General features: G+C 73.7%; 17 protein-coding genes. 5 read left to right on the forward strand and 12 right to left on the reverse strand.

The window, feature by feature from the left end:
* The 4 genes from WJM95_RS00585 to WJM95_RS00600 form a co-directional block, all read right to left on the reverse strand.
* Positions 1 to 441: an Lrp/AsnC family transcriptional regulator gene (locus WJM95_RS00585; RefSeq protein ID WP_339127421.1), complete on the reverse strand. Its 441-nt coding sequence runs from the start codon at positions 439 to 441 to the stop codon at positions 1 to 3.
* A 43-nt stretch (positions 442 to 484) separates the two neighbouring features.
* The gene (locus WJM95_RS00590; RefSeq protein WP_339127422.1) at positions 485 to 1834 is read right to left on the reverse strand and encodes a transaminase; all 1350 of its coding nucleotides are present in this window, start codon (positions 1832 to 1834) and stop codon (positions 485 to 487) included.
* Between the two features lie 229 nt (positions 1835 to 2063).
* Positions 2064 to 3143 (reverse strand): membrane dipeptidase, encoded by a 1080-nt coding sequence (locus WJM95_RS00595; protein ID WP_339127424.1) that lies wholly within the window; start codon positions 3141 to 3143, stop codon positions 2064 to 2066.
* Complete coding sequence (locus WJM95_RS00600; protein WP_339127425.1) at positions 3140 to 4477, reverse strand: amidohydrolase family protein; 1338 nt, start codon at positions 4475 to 4477, stop codon at positions 3140 to 3142. The genes WJM95_RS00595 and WJM95_RS00600 overlap by 4 nt, the downstream gene beginning before the upstream one ends.
* Positions 4478 to 4638: 161 nt before the next feature.
* On the opposite strand from WJM95_RS00600, the gene WJM95_RS00605 reads away from it, so the two are divergent.
* The 5 genes from WJM95_RS00605 (at position 4639) to WJM95_RS00625 (ending at position 10803) form a co-directional block, all read left to right on the forward strand.
* Positions 4639 to 5436: an IclR family transcriptional regulator gene (locus tag WJM95_RS00605; RefSeq protein WP_339127427.1), complete on the forward strand. Its 798-nt coding sequence runs from the start codon at positions 4639 to 4641 to the stop codon at positions 5434 to 5436.
* Positions 5433 to 6383, forward strand: coding sequence for an ornithine cyclodeaminase family protein (locus WJM95_RS00610; RefSeq protein ID WP_339127428.1), 951 nt, complete (start codon positions 5433 to 5435; stop codon positions 6381 to 6383). The genes WJM95_RS00605 and WJM95_RS00610 overlap by 4 nt, the downstream gene beginning before the upstream one ends.
* Positions 6384 to 6523: 140 nt before the next feature.
* Positions 6524 to 7411 carry an oxygenase MpaB family protein gene (locus WJM95_RS00615; protein ID WP_339127429.1) on the forward strand — a complete coding sequence of 296 codons (888 nt, stop codon included), beginning with the start codon at positions 6524 to 6526 and terminating at the stop codon, positions 7409 to 7411.
* Between the two features lie 125 nt (positions 7412 to 7536).
* Positions 7537 to 9564 carry an NB-ARC domain-containing protein gene (locus tag WJM95_RS00620; protein ID WP_339127430.1) on the forward strand — a complete coding sequence of 676 codons (2028 nt, stop codon included), beginning with the start codon at positions 7537 to 7539 and terminating at the stop codon, positions 9562 to 9564.
* 216 nt (positions 9565 to 9780) lie between these two features.
* Complete coding sequence (locus WJM95_RS00625) at positions 9781 to 10803, forward strand: MerR family transcriptional regulator (protein ID WP_339127431.1); 1023 nt, start codon at positions 9781 to 9783, stop codon at positions 10801 to 10803.
* Positions 10804 to 10844: 41 nt separating this feature from the next.
* On the opposite strand, the gene WJM95_RS00630 is transcribed toward WJM95_RS00625, so the two are convergent.
* The 8 genes from WJM95_RS00630 to WJM95_RS00665 all read right to left on the reverse strand — a co-directional run bounded on the left by WJM95_RS00630 (position 10845) and on the right by WJM95_RS00665 (position 18165).
* Positions 10845 to 12053, reverse strand: a complete 1209-nt coding sequence (locus WJM95_RS00630; RefSeq protein ID WP_339127433.1) for a cysteine desulfurase-like protein — start codon at positions 12051 to 12053, stop codon at positions 10845 to 10847.
* Positions 12054 to 12341: 288 nt separating this feature from the next.
* Positions 12342 to 12620, reverse strand: coding sequence for a GlsB/YeaQ/YmgE family stress response membrane protein (locus tag WJM95_RS00635; protein WP_339127434.1), 279 nt, complete (start codon positions 12618 to 12620; stop codon positions 12342 to 12344).
* A gap of 79 nt (positions 12621 to 12699) precedes the next feature.
* Positions 12700 to 13500, reverse strand: a complete 801-nt coding sequence (locus tag WJM95_RS00640; RefSeq protein WP_339135272.1) for a YihY/virulence factor BrkB family protein — start codon at positions 13498 to 13500, stop codon at positions 12700 to 12702.
* A 352-nt stretch (positions 13501 to 13852) separates the two neighbouring features.
* A complete protein-coding gene (locus WJM95_RS00645) occupies positions 13853 to 14308 on the reverse strand; it encodes an ATP-binding protein (RefSeq protein WP_339127435.1) in 456 nt (151 codons plus the stop codon).
* 204 nt (positions 14309 to 14512) lie between these two features.
* Positions 14513 to 14878 carry a PRC-barrel domain-containing protein gene (locus WJM95_RS00650; RefSeq protein ID WP_339127436.1) on the reverse strand — a complete coding sequence of 122 codons (366 nt, stop codon included), beginning with the start codon at positions 14876 to 14878 and terminating at the stop codon, positions 14513 to 14515.
* Positions 14879 to 15011: 133 nt separating this feature from the next.
* On the reverse strand, positions 15012 to 15395 hold the full coding sequence (locus WJM95_RS00655; RefSeq protein ID WP_339127437.1) for an STAS domain-containing protein: 384 nt from the start codon (positions 15393 to 15395) through the stop codon (positions 15012 to 15014).
* Positions 15392 to 16501, reverse strand: coding sequence for a cobalamin-dependent protein (locus WJM95_RS00660; RefSeq protein ID WP_339127439.1), 1110 nt, complete (start codon positions 16499 to 16501; stop codon positions 15392 to 15394). Before WJM95_RS00660 ends, WJM95_RS00655 begins: the two co-directional genes overlap by 4 nt.
* Positions 16498 to 18165, reverse strand: coding sequence for a GAF domain-containing SpoIIE family protein phosphatase (locus WJM95_RS00665; protein ID WP_339135274.1), 1668 nt, complete (start codon positions 18163 to 18165; stop codon positions 16498 to 16500). The genes WJM95_RS00660 and WJM95_RS00665 overlap by 4 nt, the downstream gene beginning before the upstream one ends.
* Positions 18166 to 18171: the final 6 nt, after the last annotated feature.

Raw genomic sequence — 18171 nt, forward strand, 5'->3', positions numbered from 1 at the left:
TCAGCCCACGTTCCACAGGAACCGGTGGGTGTGGATCCCGAAGTAGGGGAACGACTGCACCTGCCGGACGCCCTCGATCTGCCGTACGACGTCGTTGACGAAGTCCAGCAGATCCCGCGGCCCCGGGCAGACGACCTCGGCGAACAGGTCGAATCCGCCCGAGGTCAGCACCGAGTAGACGACCTCGGGCCGTTCGGCCAGCGCGTCCGCGACGACACGCGGGTCGTCATCCACGGCGATGCCGAGCAGCGCCATCGCCTGTCCGCCCATGCCCATCGGGTCGGTGACGCCGACGACCTGGACCGCCTGCGAGTCGAGCAGGCGCTGAAGACGCTGGCGGGCCGCCGAGGCGGACAGCCCGACCTTCGGGCCGAGTTCGGCATAGGCGATACGGCCGTCGATCTGAAGTTCCCGCAGGATGGCCCGGTCGATCTCGTCCACGCTGTTCCTCTCCGGCTGACCGGTCCCAGGTTATCGGCGCCGTTCAGCCCGCCAGTTCGGCCAGGGCGGCTGCGAAGACCTCGGTGTGCCGGTCCACGTCCTGCTCGGTGGTCGCGGGGCACATGAGCGCCATGTTGTGGAACGGGGTGAGCAGGATGCCCCGGTTGGCGAGGTACAGGTGGAGGAAGTCCTCCAGCTCCGTGTCGGCCGCCGCGGCCGATTCCGTGCCGGTGCGCGGCGCGGGGTCGGCGAACCGGTATTCCGTACGGGCTCCGAGGCGGCTCACCGACCACGGCAGGCTCCACTTGTCGATGCCCGCCCGCACCCCGGCCTCGAAGCGTTCCGACAGCTTCCCCATCGTCTCGAACGCGGCGTCGGTCAGGACGTGTTCCAGGGTGGCGCGCGTCGCCGCGGTGGACAGGGCGTTCCCGGCGAGGGTGCCGCCGACGCCGCCCATGTCGACCAGGTCGAGGTCGGCGCGGCCGAGCAGCTGGTCGGCGAGTTCGGCCGAGAGCCCGTACGCGCCGGCCGGGATGCCTCCGCCGATCGCCTTGCCGATGGTGAGCATGTCCGGCTCCAGGTTCCAGGCGGCGGTGCAGCCACCGGGCCCGGCGGAGAAGGTGTGCGTCTCGTCGTTGATGAGCAGGGTGCCGTACCGGCGCGTCAGCTCGCGGACGCCCTCCAGGTACCCCGGCTCGGGCAGCACGATGCCGATGTTGGTGAGCGCGGGCTCCATCAGGACGGCGGCCACGTCCCCGTGGGCGAGTTCGCGCTCCAGCTGCTCCAGGTCGTTGAACTCCGCGACGCGGCTGGTGAGGGTGACGTCGCAGGGCGCGCCGACGTTTCCGGGGCGGGCCTCGCCGTGCCCGTCGGGGCCGACCACGATCAGCGACTCGTCGACGCTGCCGTGGTAGCTGTAGCTGTTGACCAGGATCTTCGGGCGGCCGGTGACGGCTCGTGCCAGCCGGATGGACCAGCGGTTGGCGTCGGTCGCGGTGAGCGAGAAGCTCCAGCGCGCGAGCCCGAAGCGCCGGGTCAGTTCGGCGCCCACCCATTCCGCGTCCTCGGTGGGCAGCATCGCGGTGGCGCCACCGCTCTCGGCGAACCGGGTCCGCACCGCCTCGGCCACCACCTCGGGCGAGTGACCGGCCATCGCGCCCGTGTCGCCGAGACAGAAGTCGATGTACTCGTGACCGTCGATGTCGGTGACCCGGGCGCCGCGCGCGCTGTCCAGATAGCGCGGGAAGGCCCCGGCGGTCTTGTTCATCCAGGTCATCGGAACCCGGCCGAACAGATGCTCCGCGCGCTCGTAGGCGGCCCTGGAGCGCGGGTTGCGGCGCTCGGCCTCGGCGCTCTCACGCGCCAGGAGCTGCTGAAGGCGGGTGCGGTCCATCGAGGGCTCCTCAGGTCGTGGAACTCGGCCGGTGGGCTCGGTCGGCGAGGTGTGCGACGAGCGCGGGCGGCGAGCGGATTCGACAAGAGTACGAACGTATACGGCACCGAAGCAAGGTCCGACGCGCGATTCAACCGTGGCGGCAACCGATTCGAGCGTCTCGACACTCGAATCGGTTGTCACCCCCGGACCTCACGGAGCCGGGATCCGGCCCGGCCCCGGAGTGCGGCTACCGGGAGTCCTCCGGGGCCCACACCCGGTCGGCGTAGTCCAGGAAGTTCCTGCCGAGGATCTTCTCGATGCGCTCCGAACCGAATCCGCGCCGTTCCAGCAGCCGGACGAGGTCGCGGAACTGGTCCACGCCCCTCAGGTCGAGCACGAAGGGAAGCGTGTCGTCGCGCTCCCCCGCCGCCCCGACTCCGGCCTGGCGCCGCAGGGCCACGTGCTCGGCGAGATGCGCGCGGTAGGCGTCGAGGTCGTCGATGGACGTCACGGTGCCGTCGGTGCCGATGCCGACATGGTCCTCGCCGCACACGTTGACCGCGTGGACGATGTGCTCCACGACGTCGGCGGCCGTCGCGTGACCCGACACGTTCAGGAAGGGCATGAAGTAGATGCCCACGAAGCCGCCGCGTGAGGCCACCAGGCGCAGCTCCTCGTCCGTCTTGTTGCGGGGCAGGTCGGCGAGCGCGCGGCAGCCGGTGTGGTTGATCGAGACGGGGCGCCGCGCGATCTTGGCGGCCTCCAGGCAGGTGCGCTCACCGCTGTGCGAGAGGTCGACCATGAGGCGGTGCTCGTCCAGGGCCTCGACCACGCTCCGGCCGAAGTCGGTCAGACCCCGGTTCTCCGGTGCCATGGAGCCGTCGCCGATGTGGTTGGCCTGGTTGTACGTGAGCTGGACGACCCGGACTCCGCGCTCGGCGAAGGTGGCGACGCGTCCGGTGTCCTCGCCGACCGCGACGGCGTTCTGGAAGCCGTAGATCACGCCGATCCGGCGCTCCTCCCGGGCCCGCCGGATGTCCGCTGCCGTACGGACCTTGAGCAGGTCGGCCGCGTTGTCGCGGATGATCCCGTCCCAGACGTCGATCTCGTGCAGGGTGTGTTCGTAGGGCGGCAGATCGCCCATGGTGTAGCCGAGCGTGATGTTCACGGCGGTCAGACCGGAGGCGTGGGCGTCGGCCAACGTGCGGGCGTCGACGGTCAGTTGCTCGCTTGAGGGGTTCAACTGCGCGGCGGCCTCGGCCGACTGGGGGGCGTTCGGGTTGTCGAGCTGTCCGAGCGCGTTGACGATCAGGGGGAGGTCGGTCATCGGGTCTCCTCGACGGGGTGGGTCACGGCGGCGCCGTCGAAGTCCCGGCGCTCGAAGCGCCGGCCTCGCTTGACGGTCAGGGTGAGGCTGTGCAGGTTCTCGATGTCCCGCAGCGGATCGTCCTCCAGGACCACGAAGTTGGCGAGCTTGCCCGCCTCGACGCTGCCCATGACGTCCTCGGCGCCCGCGCTGCGCGCACCGACGAGGGTGGCCGAGCGCAGCACCTGCGCGGGTGACATCCCGCAGCGCCGCACGAGGAAGGCCAACTCGTCGTAGAGGGCGGGGAACGGGTCCCCGGCGTCGGTCTCGTAGTCCGTGCCGGTCGCGATCTCCACGCCGGCCCGGTGGGCCTGGGCGGTGAGGACGGCGGCGAGCTCGGTGTTGGCCGCGGCACGGGCCGCGTCCTCGGGCCCCTCGCCCGCCAGCGCCTCGCTCGCCCACATGCCCGCGGTCGCGTCGAGGACCGTGCCGCGTCGCCGCATCAGGGCGAACAGTTCCTCGACACGGGGGTCGTCACCGGCGGCGAACCGCTCGTGGTCGACCTTCGGCTTGGTCTTGTAGCTGGTCAGGGGCTCGTCCGTGCCCTCGAAGGCGAGCAGCGTGACGTGCGAGACGCTGTCGGCGCCGGCCGCGACGACCTCGCCCGGCGAGGCGGGGAAGACGGTGGCGTGGGCCCAGACGGGGATGCCCTGGCGGTGCGCCTCCGCGGCGATCGCGGCGACGGTGGCGTGGTCGAGATCGGCGTACACCTTGATCGCGGAGGCGTGCGTCCCGCGGGCCAGGGCGACCGCGATCGGCAGGTCGGTGTCCTTGGTGATCGCCTGCATCCACGGCACGGCACCGGGCGTCTCGCCCTGGGAGACCTGGTGGGTGCGCGGGTCGTCGAAGAAGCCGGGTCCCGCCATCAGGGCGGCGTAGCGGATGTCGGGTCCCGGGATCTCGCCGACGAGCGTCGCCCGCGCGAGGTCGCCGACCTGACGCAGGTCGTCGGCCATGTCCCGGATGGCGGTGACCCCGCTGTGGACGAGCCGGCGCAGCACCGCCTCGGCGACGGGCCGGTCCGGCGGGGTCGCGATGTGCTGGTGGGCGTCGATCAGGCCGGGGACGACGAATCTTCCGTCGAGGTCGAAGACCTGGGCGTCGGCGGGGAGGTCAGCGGCGATCTCGGCGTCGTCGCCGACGGCACGGATGACCTGGCCGTCGATCACGATGGACGTCGAGCCCCGGGCGGGGGCGCCCGTGCCGTCGAACAGTGTCGCGCCGCGGTAGACCGCGACGGTTCCCGTCACCGCGGGCGCGTGCGGGGCCGGTGCGCCCGAAGTCTCGTCCGTCATCTTCACCTCAGTGGTAGCTGTGTCCCGGTCGGCGGTGGTTCCGCCCGGGCCGGTCGGCCGCTGGAACAATCTTGTTACGCTCTACGTAACAGACGTATCGTCTCTCGCAACATGCGCTACCGTACGCTCGCAGCTCACGACGTCACAAGGAGGGGCCGGAATTGCCCGAGGCACCCCGCACCGCGGTGGACAAGGCCCTGGACCTGGTCGAGGCCGTGGCCCGCGCCTCGCAGCCGCCGCGTCTGACCGACCTCGCCGAGGAGGTCGGCCTGCATCGCGCGACCGCCTACCGCGTGCTCGTCGACCTGGTCAGGCGCGGCTGGGTGCTGCGCGCCGGCGACCGCTACCTGCCCGGCACGGCGGTCCTCCAGCTGTCGTCCTCGGCGGCCCGCAACTCGCTCGGCGCGCTGGCCCGTCCTGTGCTCGCGGCGCTGTCCGAGCGCACCGGCTTGATGGTCAACCTCCAGGTGCCCGAGGTCGACCGGTCCCGCGTGATCGACGTCGTACGGCCCGACCGGCTGGCGATGATCAGCAGTCTGACCGGGCAGGCCCTGCCCGTTCACCGGTTTGCGGGACCGCTCGCCCTCGTGGCCGCGCTCACCCCCGCCGACCGGGTGCCCTATCTGCGCGCCGCCGAGGAGGCCGGTTTCCCGCTGGAGGGGCCCGAAGGGCTGCTGTCCGACATCGAGGAAGCCGAACGAACCGGATTCGCCGTCGAGTACGGGCGCAACGAACAGCCGGTCGCCTCGCTCGCCCGCGCCGTGGTCACCCGTCCCGGCGCGCCGGGCTGCGCCCTCACCCTGGTCGGACTGGGGCCGGACTTCGGCGAGGCCCGTCTGCCCGGCCTGCGGGAGCGGCTGCGCGAGGCGACGGACGAGCTGGCGCACATCCTCTCCGGCGCCCCGGCCTCCGAACCCCCCTCTCCCTCCCCCGCCCCGTCCACCGAAGGCCCGGCATGAGCGAGATCCTCTTCCTCGACGGAGCGCGGACACGCGCCGCACTCGACCCGCACCGCGTCCTGGAGGCCCTGACCACGGCCCTGATCGCCGTCGCCCGGGACGAGGTCTCCGTACCGCCGCGGATCGCCGCGCACACCCCGCACGGTCTGCTCGGCGCGATGCCCGGCCATGTGCCGGGGCTCGGGCTCGCGGCCAAGCTCGTGTCCGTGTTCGCCGACCCGGAGCGCCCCGGCCGCAGCAGCCACCGGGGCCTCGTCGCGTTCTTCGACGAGACCGACGGCCGCCCGCTGGCCCTGATGGACGCGGAGCCCCTCACCGAGATCCGGACCGCGGCCACCGCCACGCTCAGCGCCCGCGCCCTGGCCCGTCCCGGGGCCGGCGGGGTGGCCGTCGTCGGAACGGGCGCCCAGGCACGGGCCCAGATCGCGCTCCTGGCGGCCGTGGACCCCGCCACCCCCGTCGTCGTCGCGGGCCGTGATCGCGAACGCGCCCGCAGTGCCGCCGCCCTCCACCCGGCCGGCCGGGTCGCGTACGGCATCGAGGACGCCGTACGAGGGGCATGCACGGTGTTCTGCTGCACCGGCGCCGTGCGTCCGGTGATCCGTCGCGACTGGCTCGCGCCCGGCACCCACATCAGCTCGGTGGGCGGCTCCCACGGGCCCGAACTGGACGCCGACACCGTCCGGGACGCCGCCCTCTTCGCCGAGTGGCCCGGCGCCGCCACGACCGGGCCCCCCTCCGGCGCCCACGAACTCCAGGACCTCGCACCCGGCCGGGAGGTGACGCTCCTCGGCTCGGTCCTGTGCGGCGAACACCCCGGCCGGCGCGACGACGGCGAACTCACCCTGTTCAAGTCGACCGGCCACGCGGCGCTCGACGTCGCCGCGGCCCACGTCGCCGACGCCGTGGCCCGCGCCCGGGAGTGGGGCACCCTCATCGCCCTGTGAGCCGGGGTCCGCGCGTCCGGCGCGACCCGTGGACTTTCCGCCCCCGATGCGACCATGCTGAAGGTGCTTCCGTCGTTTCCGCCGGTCCGGGACGGACCGCGGGCCCGGCGGAACGGGACGCGAAGGGAGGCCGAAGCCCCATGGCACGGACCGGAGCGAACGGCGGCGGAGTACGGGAACGACTGGGCAGCGCCCTGTTCACACGGGTCGCGGGCCCCGACGGGCCGGAGAACCGCGCCCGTATCCACGGCACGCCGGGGCCGCGCTGGTTCGGACCCGACCGCCCGATCCGCACGGTGCACGGGGACGCGTCGATGTTCATCGGCGGCCTCTCCGCACTGCTGCTCCAGTCGCTCCACCCGCTCGCCATGGCCGCCGTCTCCGCGCACTCGGGCTTCCGCGGCGACCCCTGGGGCAGACTCCAGCGCACCAGCACCTTCCTCGCCGTGACCACGTACGGAACGGCCGACAGCGCCCAGGAGGCCTGCGACCGGGTACGGGCGGTGCACCGGCGCGTGCGCGGTACGACCTCGGACGGGACGCCGTACCACGCCGCGGATCCGCACCTTCTCGGCTGGGTCCACGTCGCGGAGGTCGACAGCTTCCTGCGCGCGCACCGGCGCTACGGCGCGCGGCCGCTGTCCGGACCCGACTACGACGCGTACGTGGCGGACACGGCCCGCGTCGCCTCCGCGCTGGGCGTCCTGGACCCGCCCACGGACCGCGCCGAACTCGCGGAGCGGCTGAACGCGTACCGCGCCGAGGCGCGGGCGACGCCCGAAGCCCGCGACGCCGCCCGGTTCCTGCTGCTGAACCCGCCGGTGCCGCTCGTCGCCCGGCTGCCCTACGGGGTGCTCGCCGCGAACGCGGTGTCCCTGCTGCCCACGTGGGCGGCGTCCGAACTCCGGCTGCCCCGGCTTCCGTTGGTGGACAGCGTGTGCGTCCGTCCGCTCGGCTGCGCCTTCACCTCGGCGGTGCGCTGGGCGATGGCACCGCAGCGGGCGCGAGCCGTCGAAGCGGTGGTCTGAGGGGCGGTCGCACGAGCGGCGCCCGCACCCGACGGCCCGCCGGAGCGCTCGCCGCCGGTGCGCCGAGCCGGTACCAACTCGGTCAAGTCGGCACACAGCGGGGCCCGGGCCGAAAGACTGTGCGTGTGCTGAGAAACCTGCCGACCGTTCCTCCGGGGTTCGTCGGACGCCGGGAAGAACTCGCCCACCTCGACCGCGCGTTGCGCGAGGAACGGGTCGTGACCCTGACCGGGGCCGGCGGGGTCGGCAAGAGCCGGCTCGCGCTGGAGGCGGCGGACCGGATGCTGCGCGCGGGAGAACGCGGGGTGGCGTGGGCCGATCTGTGGCCGTTGCCCGACGACCGGCTGCTCGTCGCCTCCGTGGCCGACGCCGTGGACTTCGCCGACCACACGACCCACCCGGAACTGGACTCCCTGACCGACTGGCTGGCCGACCGGGACGCCCTGCTCGTCCTGGACTCCTGCGAGCACCTGGTCGGCCCGTGCCGTCGCGTGGTCGCCCGGCTCGTCAGGGCCTGCCCGCGCCTGACCGTCCTGGTCACGAGCCGGGAGCCGCTGGGTGTCACCGGTGAACACGTCGTCGCCGTAGGGCCGTTGCCGTCCGACACGGACGCCGTGGAGATGTTCCGTCTGCGCGCGGCCGCCGCCGGTGCCCCGGTGTCCTCCCCGGCGGACCTGGTCGCCGTCGCCCGCCTGTGCGCACGGCTCGAAGGCATGCCGCTCGCGGTGGAGCTGATCGCCGGACAACTGGCGCACCGTACGGTCGAGGAGGTCGAGTTCGAGCTCGGCACGCGCCTGGACATCACGGCGGAGGGCACGCTCGCCGGGCCGCCGCGCCACCGCGCGGTACGGACGACGATCGGCTGGAGCCACGAGCTGTGCGAACCCCCCGAACGCCTTTTGTGGGCACGGATGTCGGTGTTCCGCGAGCCGGTGGACGCGGCCACCGTGCGCGCGGTGTGCGCCGGAGGCCCGCTCGGCGGGGACGACGTCGACCGGGCGCTGACGGGCCTGTCGCGCAAGTCGGTGCTGTCGCACGCCGACGGCGTGTACCGGATGCTCGACACCGTCCGGGAGTACGGCCGTATGTGGCTCGACCGGCTGGGCGAGGGCCGTGCGTCGGCCGACCGGCACGCCGCGCACTTCCTCGGGACGGCCCGCGACGCCCAGGACGGCTGGCTGGGGGAACGGCAGGCGCGCTGGTACGGGCGGCTTCGGTCGGCGCACGCCGACCTGTGCGCGGCGCTCGACCACCTGCTCTCCGAACGGCCGGACAGCGCGCTGGAGTTGATCGGACTGCTCGCCTTCCCGTGGAGCTGCTGCGGACATCTCAGGGAAGCGGCGGCGTACCTGGAGGACGCGCTGGCGCTGTCCGCCGCCTCGGGTCCGGTCAGGACCAGGGCGCTGTGGGCGCTGGGCATCACCCGGGTCCTGCGCGGCGAGCACGAGCAGGCGGGCCGGCTGGCCGTGTTCTGCCGTGACCGCGCGGAGGTCCAGGAGGACGTCGGCGGAGCGCTGGACGCCGCCTATCTCCTCGGTCTGACCCACCTGTTGCTGGGGCGGCCCATGGCGGCGAGACAGGAGGTCGAGCGCGCTCTGCGGGGCGCGGGCGGGACGGCGTTCACCTCCCCCGGGCACATCCTGTGCCACCTGGTCCGGGTGTTCGCCCTCACCGCCGAGGGGCTGCTGGACGAGGCACGCCGGGAGGCGGAGGAGCTGCGAGGGGGCTGTGTCGCCCGCGGCGAGTGGTGGACACGCTCGTACACCGACTACCAACTGGCACTCATCGGCCTCTTCGAGGACCGCGCGGAGGACGCCACCGCCCACGCCCTGTCGATGCTGGACGGCAAGCGGCACATCGGGGACAGCTTCGGCATCGCGCTGGGCCTGGACCTGCTGGCCTCCGCCCTGGCCGCGCAGGGCGCGGGCGAACGGGCGGTCGCCGCGTACGGCGCCGGGGAGACGTACTGGAGCGCGGTGGGCCACCCCCAGCGCGGCACCCCCGAGCTGGGCCCGGTCCGGGAGCGGTACGAGGACACGGCCCGCTCCCTCCTCGGCGACGACGGGTACGAACGGGCCCTGGCGCACTCGGCCCTCACCGACCCCGAGACGGTCCTGCACGGTCTCCTCGACGGTCCCAGGGGCGGCCGCTGACACACGGCGGACCCGGTCCCCGCGCCTGCATCCAGGGGGCGGCTTTGCGGCGAATGAGCAGTGAGCCCGGCGGACCGGCCGGGCGACTGACGGCTCCGAGACCGAGGTGAGGCCCGTCATGTGCCGCCGACCTGCATCAACGCCCGTCGCCCGTGGCCGGGACACGGCTTCCGGCGGAACACGGTCCACCACTCGCCCGGGAGCGGAGCCGTGGAAATGAGGACCGACGAGGGGACGGACACCGCGGCCGTGGGCGTCACCACCGGGTTCCTGGCGCGCCGGCTCGGGGTGTCGCCCACGACGCTGCGCTCCTGGGACCGGCGGTACGGTCTGGGGCCCGCGGTACGGGTGGACGGCCGCCACCGCCGCTGGACGCCCGACGACGTGGCCATGCTCCAGGAGATGTGCCGGCTGACCGCCGCCGGCCTGCCGCCCGCCGAGGCGGCCCGTGCCGCGAAGGAGGGCGCTCGCGGCCGTGTCGCGGCTTCGCCCGCCCTCGCCTCCCGGGCCCGGACCACGGCGCGCGCCGGGACGGGCGTCCGGACCGCGGAAGGGACGCCGGGAGACGTGGCCCAGGAATGCCGGGGCCTCGCCCGGGCCGCCGTCCGGCTGGACGCCCACGCCGTCCAGGAACTGCTGACGGCGGCGGTCACGACCCATGGTCTGACCAAGGCGTGGGAGGAGGTGATGGTGCCCGCCCTGCGGGAGGTGGGCCGCCGATGGGAGTCCTCGGGGGACCGTCACGTCGAGGTCGAGCGCCTCATGTCCTGGCACGTCTCCGCCACCCTGCTGCGGGTCTACGTGTCCGCGGCGGGGCACGAACCGCCGGCCTCGGCGTCACCCGTGCTGCTGGCCTGCGTTCCGGGTGAGCTGCACACCCTGTCCCTGGAGGCGCTCAACGCGGCGCTGGCGGAACGGCGGGTACCGGTGCTGATGCTCGGCGCGGCCGTCCCGCCCGAGGCCCTCCTGGCGGCGGTGCGCCGGGTCGGACCCCCGGCGGTGGTCCTGTGGTCCCAGTCCTGGTCCACGGCGAACCTCCCGCTCGCCCGCCATCTCGCCGCGACGCGCTGGGGTGTACGGGGAGCACGGACACGGAGCCGGATCGTGCTCGGCGGACCGGGCTGGGGCACCGAGCCGGGCCCCGGACTCCTTCGTCCGGGGCACCTCGCCGAGGCACTGCGCCTGATCACCGCGCCGGACGACCGGGCCCCCGGCACGAAGGCTCCGGCCCGCTCCTGAGGCACGGCCGGGGCACGGCCCAGGACCGGCCTCCGACCGGCCTACGAGCGCAGGAAGTCCGCCAGGCCCTGAAGGAGCCGGTCGACCTCGTCCTCGTCGTTGTACGGCGAGAGTCCGACGCGCAGGCCCCCGGTGTCGCCGAGGCCGAGATGCCGGGACGCCTCCAGCGCGTAGAACGATCCGGCGGGCGCGTGCACAGCGCGGGCCGCCAGGAACTCGGAGGCGTCGGCGGCCTTCCGGCCGTCGAACGTCAGCAGCAGCGTGGGCGTGCGCTCGGCCGCCCGGGAGCGGACCGTGACACCGGGCAGTTCGGCCAGGCCCGCCTCCAGCCGCCCGCGCAGCGCCCCCTCGTGGCGCTCGATCGCCGCGAAGGCCGCCCGCAGCCGGCCCCTGCGCCCGCCTGCCGTGTCGCCCGCGAGCCCGGCGAGCACGTCGATCGCGGCGGTCGTGCCGGCGAGCAACTCGTAGGGCAGCGTGCCCAGTTCGAACCTCTCGGGGACGGTGTCGGCGGACGGCAGCAGTTTGTCCGGGCGCAGCCGCTCCAGCAGCTGCGGCGAGGCGGTCAGGACACCGTGGTGCGGGCCGAGGAACTTGTAGGGCGAGCACACGTAGAAGTCGGCGCCGAGCCGGTCGACGTCCACGAAGGCGTGCGCCGCGTGGTGCACGCCGTCGACGTACAGCAGCGCCCGCGGGTCGCGGTGGACCAGACGGGCGATCCCGGCGACGTCCGGCACGGTCCCGAGCAGGTTCGAGGCGGCGGTGACGGCGACCAGCCGGGTGCGCTCGGTCAGCACGGCGTCCACCGCGGAGGGCGGGAGTTCACCCGTGACCGGATCGAAGTCCGCCCAGCGCACCCGGGCTCCGGCCCGCTCGGCCGCCTGGAGCCAGGGCCGGATGTTGGAGTCGTGGTCGAGACGGCTGACGACGACCTCGTCGCCGGGCGCCCAGTCCTTCGCGAGCGTCCGGGCGACGTCGTACGTGAGCTGGGTGGCGCTGCGGCCGAAGACGACCCCGGACGGATGGCCGCCCACCAGGTCGGCCATGGCCTGCCGGAACCCCTGGACGAGGTTCTCCGCGTTCACCTCGCCCGGAGTCAGCCGGCCCCTGATCGACAGCGGGCCGGTGAGCGCCTCCGCGATCGCCCCGGCCACCCGGGCCGGGGTCTGGGTTCCGCCCGGCCCGTCGAAGTGCGCGACACCGGACCTCAGGGCGGGGATCTCGGCACGCAGGGTGCCGACGTCGTACGTCACTCGGGCTCCTCACTGACTGCGTCGCGGCCCGCGCCGGCCGGTCCGGAACGGCTTCCGGCGGCGGGATCCCGTGACCGGGCGGGCCCGTACTCTCCGGTGATCATGACAGGTGGGACATCGCGGGGAAAGGCGGGGAGAAGCCCCCGCGCGCTCTCCGGGACCCGGCGCCGGGGGCCGGTCGCGGGGCCCCGAGCCGCCGCACGACGAACGGCCTGGGGCCGGCGACCGGTAACTCCGGTGCCGGCCCCAGGCCGTGAGTCGTGACGCGTCGAACGGGCCGGGGCTCCGTCACGCGTGGCGGTGCGACCGGCTGTTGCCCGTCAGCACCCGGTACAGAATCAGGAGGATCAGCGATCCCGCGATGGCGGCGATCCAGGTCGACAGGTCGAAGAACCCGTCGATCGAGTCGACGCCGAAGATCACCTTGCCGAGCCATCCGCCCAGCAGGCCTCCCGCGACGCCGATCAGCATCGTGATGATGATGCCGCCCGGGTCCTTGCCCGGCAGGAGCAGCTTGGCGATGGCACCGGCAAGCAACCCGATCAGAATCCAAGCGATGATGCCCACAGTTCCTCCATCGTCCGTCCGTACAAGATGTGTTCCTCACTCCGTGTGCGCCGTCCCGGCCGGAACAAACCTGCGAACCTCACACTGTTGTCCGGTCCGCCGCCACGGCCCTGTTCAGTTCGGCCGTGAACTGCGCCCCGGCCAGCAGCGCGAGGTTGGACAGCCACAGCCACACCAGGAACACGACCGGGCCAGCGAGCGAGCCGTAGAGCCTGCCGTACGTGCCGAAGACGGAGGCGTACAGCGCGAAACCGGCCGAGACGGCGAGCCAGAGGAAGGCGGCCAGCAGGCCGCCCGGCAGGGTGTGCCGACGCCGGCGGGCGGCCGGCGGCCCAGTGTGGAACACGACGAGGACCAGCAGCGCCACCAGGCACATCAACAGCGGCCAGCGGAGCAGGTTCCAGGCCAGGGCCACCGTGCGGTCCACACCGAGGACCCGGCCCGCGGCCTCGGCCACGGGGCCGGTCAGGAGCAGGACGAGCGCGCTCACGACGAGCAGCCCGAGCAGGGCCAGCGCGGTCAGCACCAGCCGGGGCGCGGTGCGCCAGGCCGAGCGGTGGTCGGCCGCGTCGTGCATGCGGTGCAGGGCCCGACGGAACACCGCCAGGTAGCTCGACGCGGACCACAGGGCGCTCGCCGCGCCGGTGACCAGCAGCAGCCACGCGGCGGAGCTTCTGTGCAGCATCTGGCCCAGCGCCTGGTGCAGTTCGGCCCCCGACTGTGCCGGCGCGTACGCCGTGACGTGCGCGATGAACTGCTCGGCGGTACCGGGGCTGATCAGTCCGAAGGCGATGACCATGACCAGCATCGCCGGAAGGACGGCCAGGATCGCGTAGTACGTCAGGGCGGCCGCCCAGTCGGACACGTCGTCGTTCCACATCGAGACCGGCGTGCGGCGCAGGGCCGGCCACCAGAAGGCGGTCGTCCGTGGGCCGTGCCGGCGGGGCCGCGCCGGGCGGACCACTCCGATGACGCGGTTCGGCCGGGACTCAGCGGACATGCGCGGTCCGCCGGTGGCCGGCGCCGGTCCCTGCCCGGCCTCCGCACGGTGCGTTGCCGCCTCGCGCTTCCTGGAGTCTCGTGACGATCGGTCTGTTCATGCCTCACCTCTCCGCGCCGGTCGGACCGGCGTTCCCGGCTCCCCGTGTGCGGCGAAGCCGGTCGAGGCTCTTCTTCCGCGCGCGACCGCCCCTACGCCTGCTCACCTGGGGCGCGGTGCGCGTGGGACCGGGTCAGCCCAGAGGGACGAACACGCGGATCGTCTTGCCGCCCCCGGGGCACGGCTCGACGGTGACGGCGTCGGAGAGCCGGATGATCAGGGGCCAGCCGTAGCCGCTGGTCCGGTCGGTGTGGGGGATCTCTCCCGTGCCGTAGGCCTGGTCGGGGACGGTGTCGCTGTGGTCGCGCACGGCGAGCCGGACGCCCTCGTCGGTCAGGACCGCGTCGAATCCGGCGAGGCCCTCGCCGTGCCGGATGGCGTTGGTGACCAGTTCCGAGACCACCAGCAGCAGGTCGATGACCGCGTCCGGGTTCGCGCCGCCCGTCCGGCCGTGCGCGCGCAGCAGCATCCGGACGTGGTCCCGTGCGTCGGCGGCGCTGGTGATCGCTCCGCTCGCTCCCGGGCCGGGACCGGCCAGGGGCGTCGGGTTGGCCGGGCTCATCGCCCGGTCGCCGGGTCCGGGAGTCACGCCGCCGCCCCGGCCGCGTGCGCGCGTACGACGAAGGCGTCCTCGCCCGTCGCCCGCGTCACGGTGGCTCCCGCACCGTCGGACATGCGCACACTCTCTCCCTTGCGCTCCCGCGACGTCGGCCGCTCCGGCGAGGCGGCGGGGTTCCCGGGACGCTGCGGCCGGCCGCAGCGCGCACGTCCCCGTGTGTCACCGCGCGGCGGTTCACGCGGGCTGCCTCGGCGGGAGACCGCGGTAGTAGGTTCCGACGCTGGACAGGTACGCGGGGTCCGAGGTCTCCCGGTCGGTCCTGAACACGGGCGCCGACTTCACCTCGTCGCGCGTGCACGCGACGGTGATCTTCCCGGACTCCGTGTCGATGCCGGCGACGAGGCCCACGGGAACCAGCACGCTCTTGCCGAACACCCAGACGCCGGTGTCGACGACGAGGTGCCGCATCCCCGAGTGGTCGGCCTGCCGGTCGACATGCCCTATGGTCCCGTCGGTGGCCTCGACCGTGTAGCCGGCCAGTTCGGCGGCCTCGGGGTGGCCGAACTCCGGTGCGTAGGACCAGATTCCGTCGATCGTCATGTATTCCTCCGTCAGCTGGGCGCTCTGCCGAGCCCAATACCCCGCTATCCGGCGCGCATTCGGCGAAATGCGGCGGACCGACCGGCGAGTCCCGCTCCGGCGGCAGGGATGCGTGACGGGGGCGTACCCCGGATCAGCCGGTTCCGGGGCTCCGTTCGCCGCCGCTCTCGTCACGGACCGCGGTGAGGTGCTCCAGCGTTCCGGTGATCTCCAGCAGCCGGTCCAGGGTGCGGGGCCGCTGATCGAGGTACAGGCGGGCTCCCGCGGCGTCGGTACGGCGCCGGATCATCAGCAGGGTGGCCAGGCCCATGGAGTCGATGCCGGCGAGAGCGGCGAAGTCCACGCGCAGTTCGGGGAACTCCGCGCCCGGGCCGTCCGGGCGGGCGAAGTTCTCGTCGACGGTCCTCATCAGCTCGTCGCACGTCTCGTGGTCGAGGTCTCCGGCGACGTGGATCACCAGTGCGGCGGGCCGGACGTCGACGGTCACGGTGAAGGCGGGGGGATGTGAAGTGGTCATGCGGGCTTTCCGGGGCCGGGGATCTTGGTGAGCGGCGTTCGCTCCGCGAGCGCCTCCCGCGCGTGGGCCAGGGTGCGGCAGGCGCGCGGGAAGTCCTTGAGTTGCAGGGCCAGCAGGTCCAGGGCGGGGTCCAGGCTCCGCGCGGGGACGTGGCGGGAGGTGAGGATGTCCGCGGTCCAGAGGATGAACCGGGTGAACAGTTGCTCGTCGGCGACGTACAGGGACGTGGCCAGGTACTCGACGATGTGGGCGAGGTCCTCGGCGGTGTGACGCCGCTGCCGTTCGGTGTAGCGGCGCATCGGCTCGAACCGGTCCTCCAGGTCCGCCAGGGTCTGCTTGACGAGCTGGTGCGTCGTCGCGGCGACGATCGTGTATTCCTGGTCGGCCAGGTGCGGCAGCCCGTCGACGGTCTGCTGGAAGGCCGGGGGGCCGGGCCGGTCGAGGCCCCGTTCGAGGACGGCCGCCGCCCCGCGCGCGTCGGGGGCCCATCCGTCGGCGCCCAGGGCGCGGGCGTACCGGCCGTCCGGACCGAAGGCGGCGCCGCCCGCGATGACGGGCACGCCGGCCGCCTGGCACGCCGTGACGGCCATGTGCGCGGTGGGCAGATGGGTGGGGATCGAGGAGGAGAGCGCCACGGCCCTGGGTCCCGTCCGGTGCAGATGCGCGATGAGATGCGGGGTGGGCACCTGCGCGCCGAGGAAGTCCACGCGCCAGCCCCGCAGTCTCAGTACCTCCGCGAGGAGTCTGGCCGGCAGCGCGTGCCACTCCCCGTCGACGCAGGCGACCGTGACGCGGGGACCGCCGGGGGTCTCGCCGCGGCACTCGGGCCGGTGGGCGAGGACGGCGATCACGCGCTCGTGGATGGCGGTGGCGGTGTGTTCCTGCGCGACGGTGAGCCGGTTCGCCGCCCACTCGGTGCCGACCTTCGCCTGGACCGGCGCGATCAGGTCGAGCAGGACGGTCTCGGCTTCGCCGGACGACTCCAGGGCGTCGAGGACGACGGCCGCGGCCCCGTGCTCGTCGCCCTGGTGGACGGCCGACCACAGGAGTTCACGGGCGGGACCGAGGTCGATTGCCTCCGGTCTCCGGACGGGATGGGGGGTCATCCTGTGTACCTGCCCCGAGTACGGCCGTTCACCGCACTCAGATGCGCGTGGTGGGGTGCGGTGATCGCGACCGTGGCCATGTCGTCGTGACCGCCGCGTCCGACCCACTGCGCGGCGAGCATCTGGATGTGCTCCACGACCGCCTCGGCCAGCATGCCCGCGCACTCGGCGAGCGCCGTCTCCAGCCGGCCGGTGCCGAAGAGCTCGTCGCCGAGCGGCCCTCCCCTGGCCTCGGTGATGCCGTCCGTGAAGAAGAGGCAGGTCTCGCCCGGCGCCAGGTCGATCGAGACCGTGGTGGAGCTCACGTCCCAGAACGCGCCGATGAGTGTCCCGCGGGTGGCGGTCTGCTCGACCGCGCCGTCGGCCCGGACGATCAGCGGAGCGGGATGCCCGGCGCTGGTGACCCGCAGCCGGACGAGGCCCGCGCGGCGGACGACGGAGGCCATGGCGAGGGTGGCGAAGCGGGTGTGGTGGGAGTTCATCAACGCGCCGTTGAGGAGTCCCAGGAGCCGCTGGTGGTCGTCGGCGAGCGGCAGCAGCGCCTGGACCGTGTTGCGGATCTTGCCGGTCAGCACGGCGGCCTCGAGTCCCTTGCCGCAGACGTCCCCGAGTACGACGAGGGATTCCTCTCCCTCCTCCGCGGCCGGGTGGACGTCGTAGAAGTCGCCGCCGACGCGTTCGGCCAGGCCCGCGGGGCGGTACCGTCCGGCGAACTCGACCCCGTGCACCGCGTGCAGCCGGGGCGGCAGCAGCTCGCGCATCAACGTCGCGGTGATGGCGGCCTGTTCGGCGTACATGCGGGCCGCGGACATGGCCGCTCCGGCGCGTGAGGCGAAGAGCCGGGCGAAGATCTCCTCACTCTCCGTGAAGGCGGCCCGGCGGCTCGACCGGAGCAGGATCAGGGCGCCCGCGGGCACTCCGTGGCCGGGCAGGGGCGTCACCACCGCGGAGCCGACCGGTTCCGTGAACCCTTCCGGCACGGCCCATCCGGGAACGAGGGCCGGGTCGATCCAGCGGGACGGTACGGGCGGGAACCCGCGCAGGGCCTCGCTGAGCCCCGGCAGCTGCCGTACGTCGTCGGTCACCGTCCGGTGCACGACGGCGCCGTCCGGTCCGCAGAACGTCAGCGGGACCTTGCGGCCGCGCGGCGGGGCGACGATGACGGCGGCGTCGGCGAGGTGCTCCGCGGCCAGCTCCGCCGTCACCTCCATGCAGCGTTCGACGTTCAGGGACGACAGCAGGGCGCTGGACGCTCCGGCCAGGAAGGCGGCGCGTTCCCGTTCGGCCCTGAGGGCGTCCTCCGCCACGCGTCGGTCGGTGTCGTCGACCAGCCACCACACGACGTGGCCGCCGTCCGTGCGGGTGGGGTGGGCCTCGAAGGTCCGGTCGCCGACCGCGCCGTGCACGATCGCGCCTTCGCCGGGGTCCCGGGGAGCGGGCACGAGGCCCCGCAGCCGGGTGTGGGCGGCGGCGATCCACTCGGGGACCACGTCCTCCAGCCGCGCTCCGGTGATCGCGTCGGGGAAGAGGGCGGCCGCGGCGGCGTTCGCTTCGACCACGCCGCCGCACGGGTCGGCGACCACCACGGGACAGGGAGCGAGACCCCACGCGGCGGCCGTGGTGGCGCCGCGTGGGCCGACGGGGGGTTGCTGGGAAGTGTCCACGAGCAA

The sequence above is a fragment of the Streptomyces sp. f51 genome (assembly GCF_037940415.1).
GTDB lineage: Bacteria > Actinomycetota > Actinomycetes > Streptomycetales > Streptomycetaceae > Streptomyces.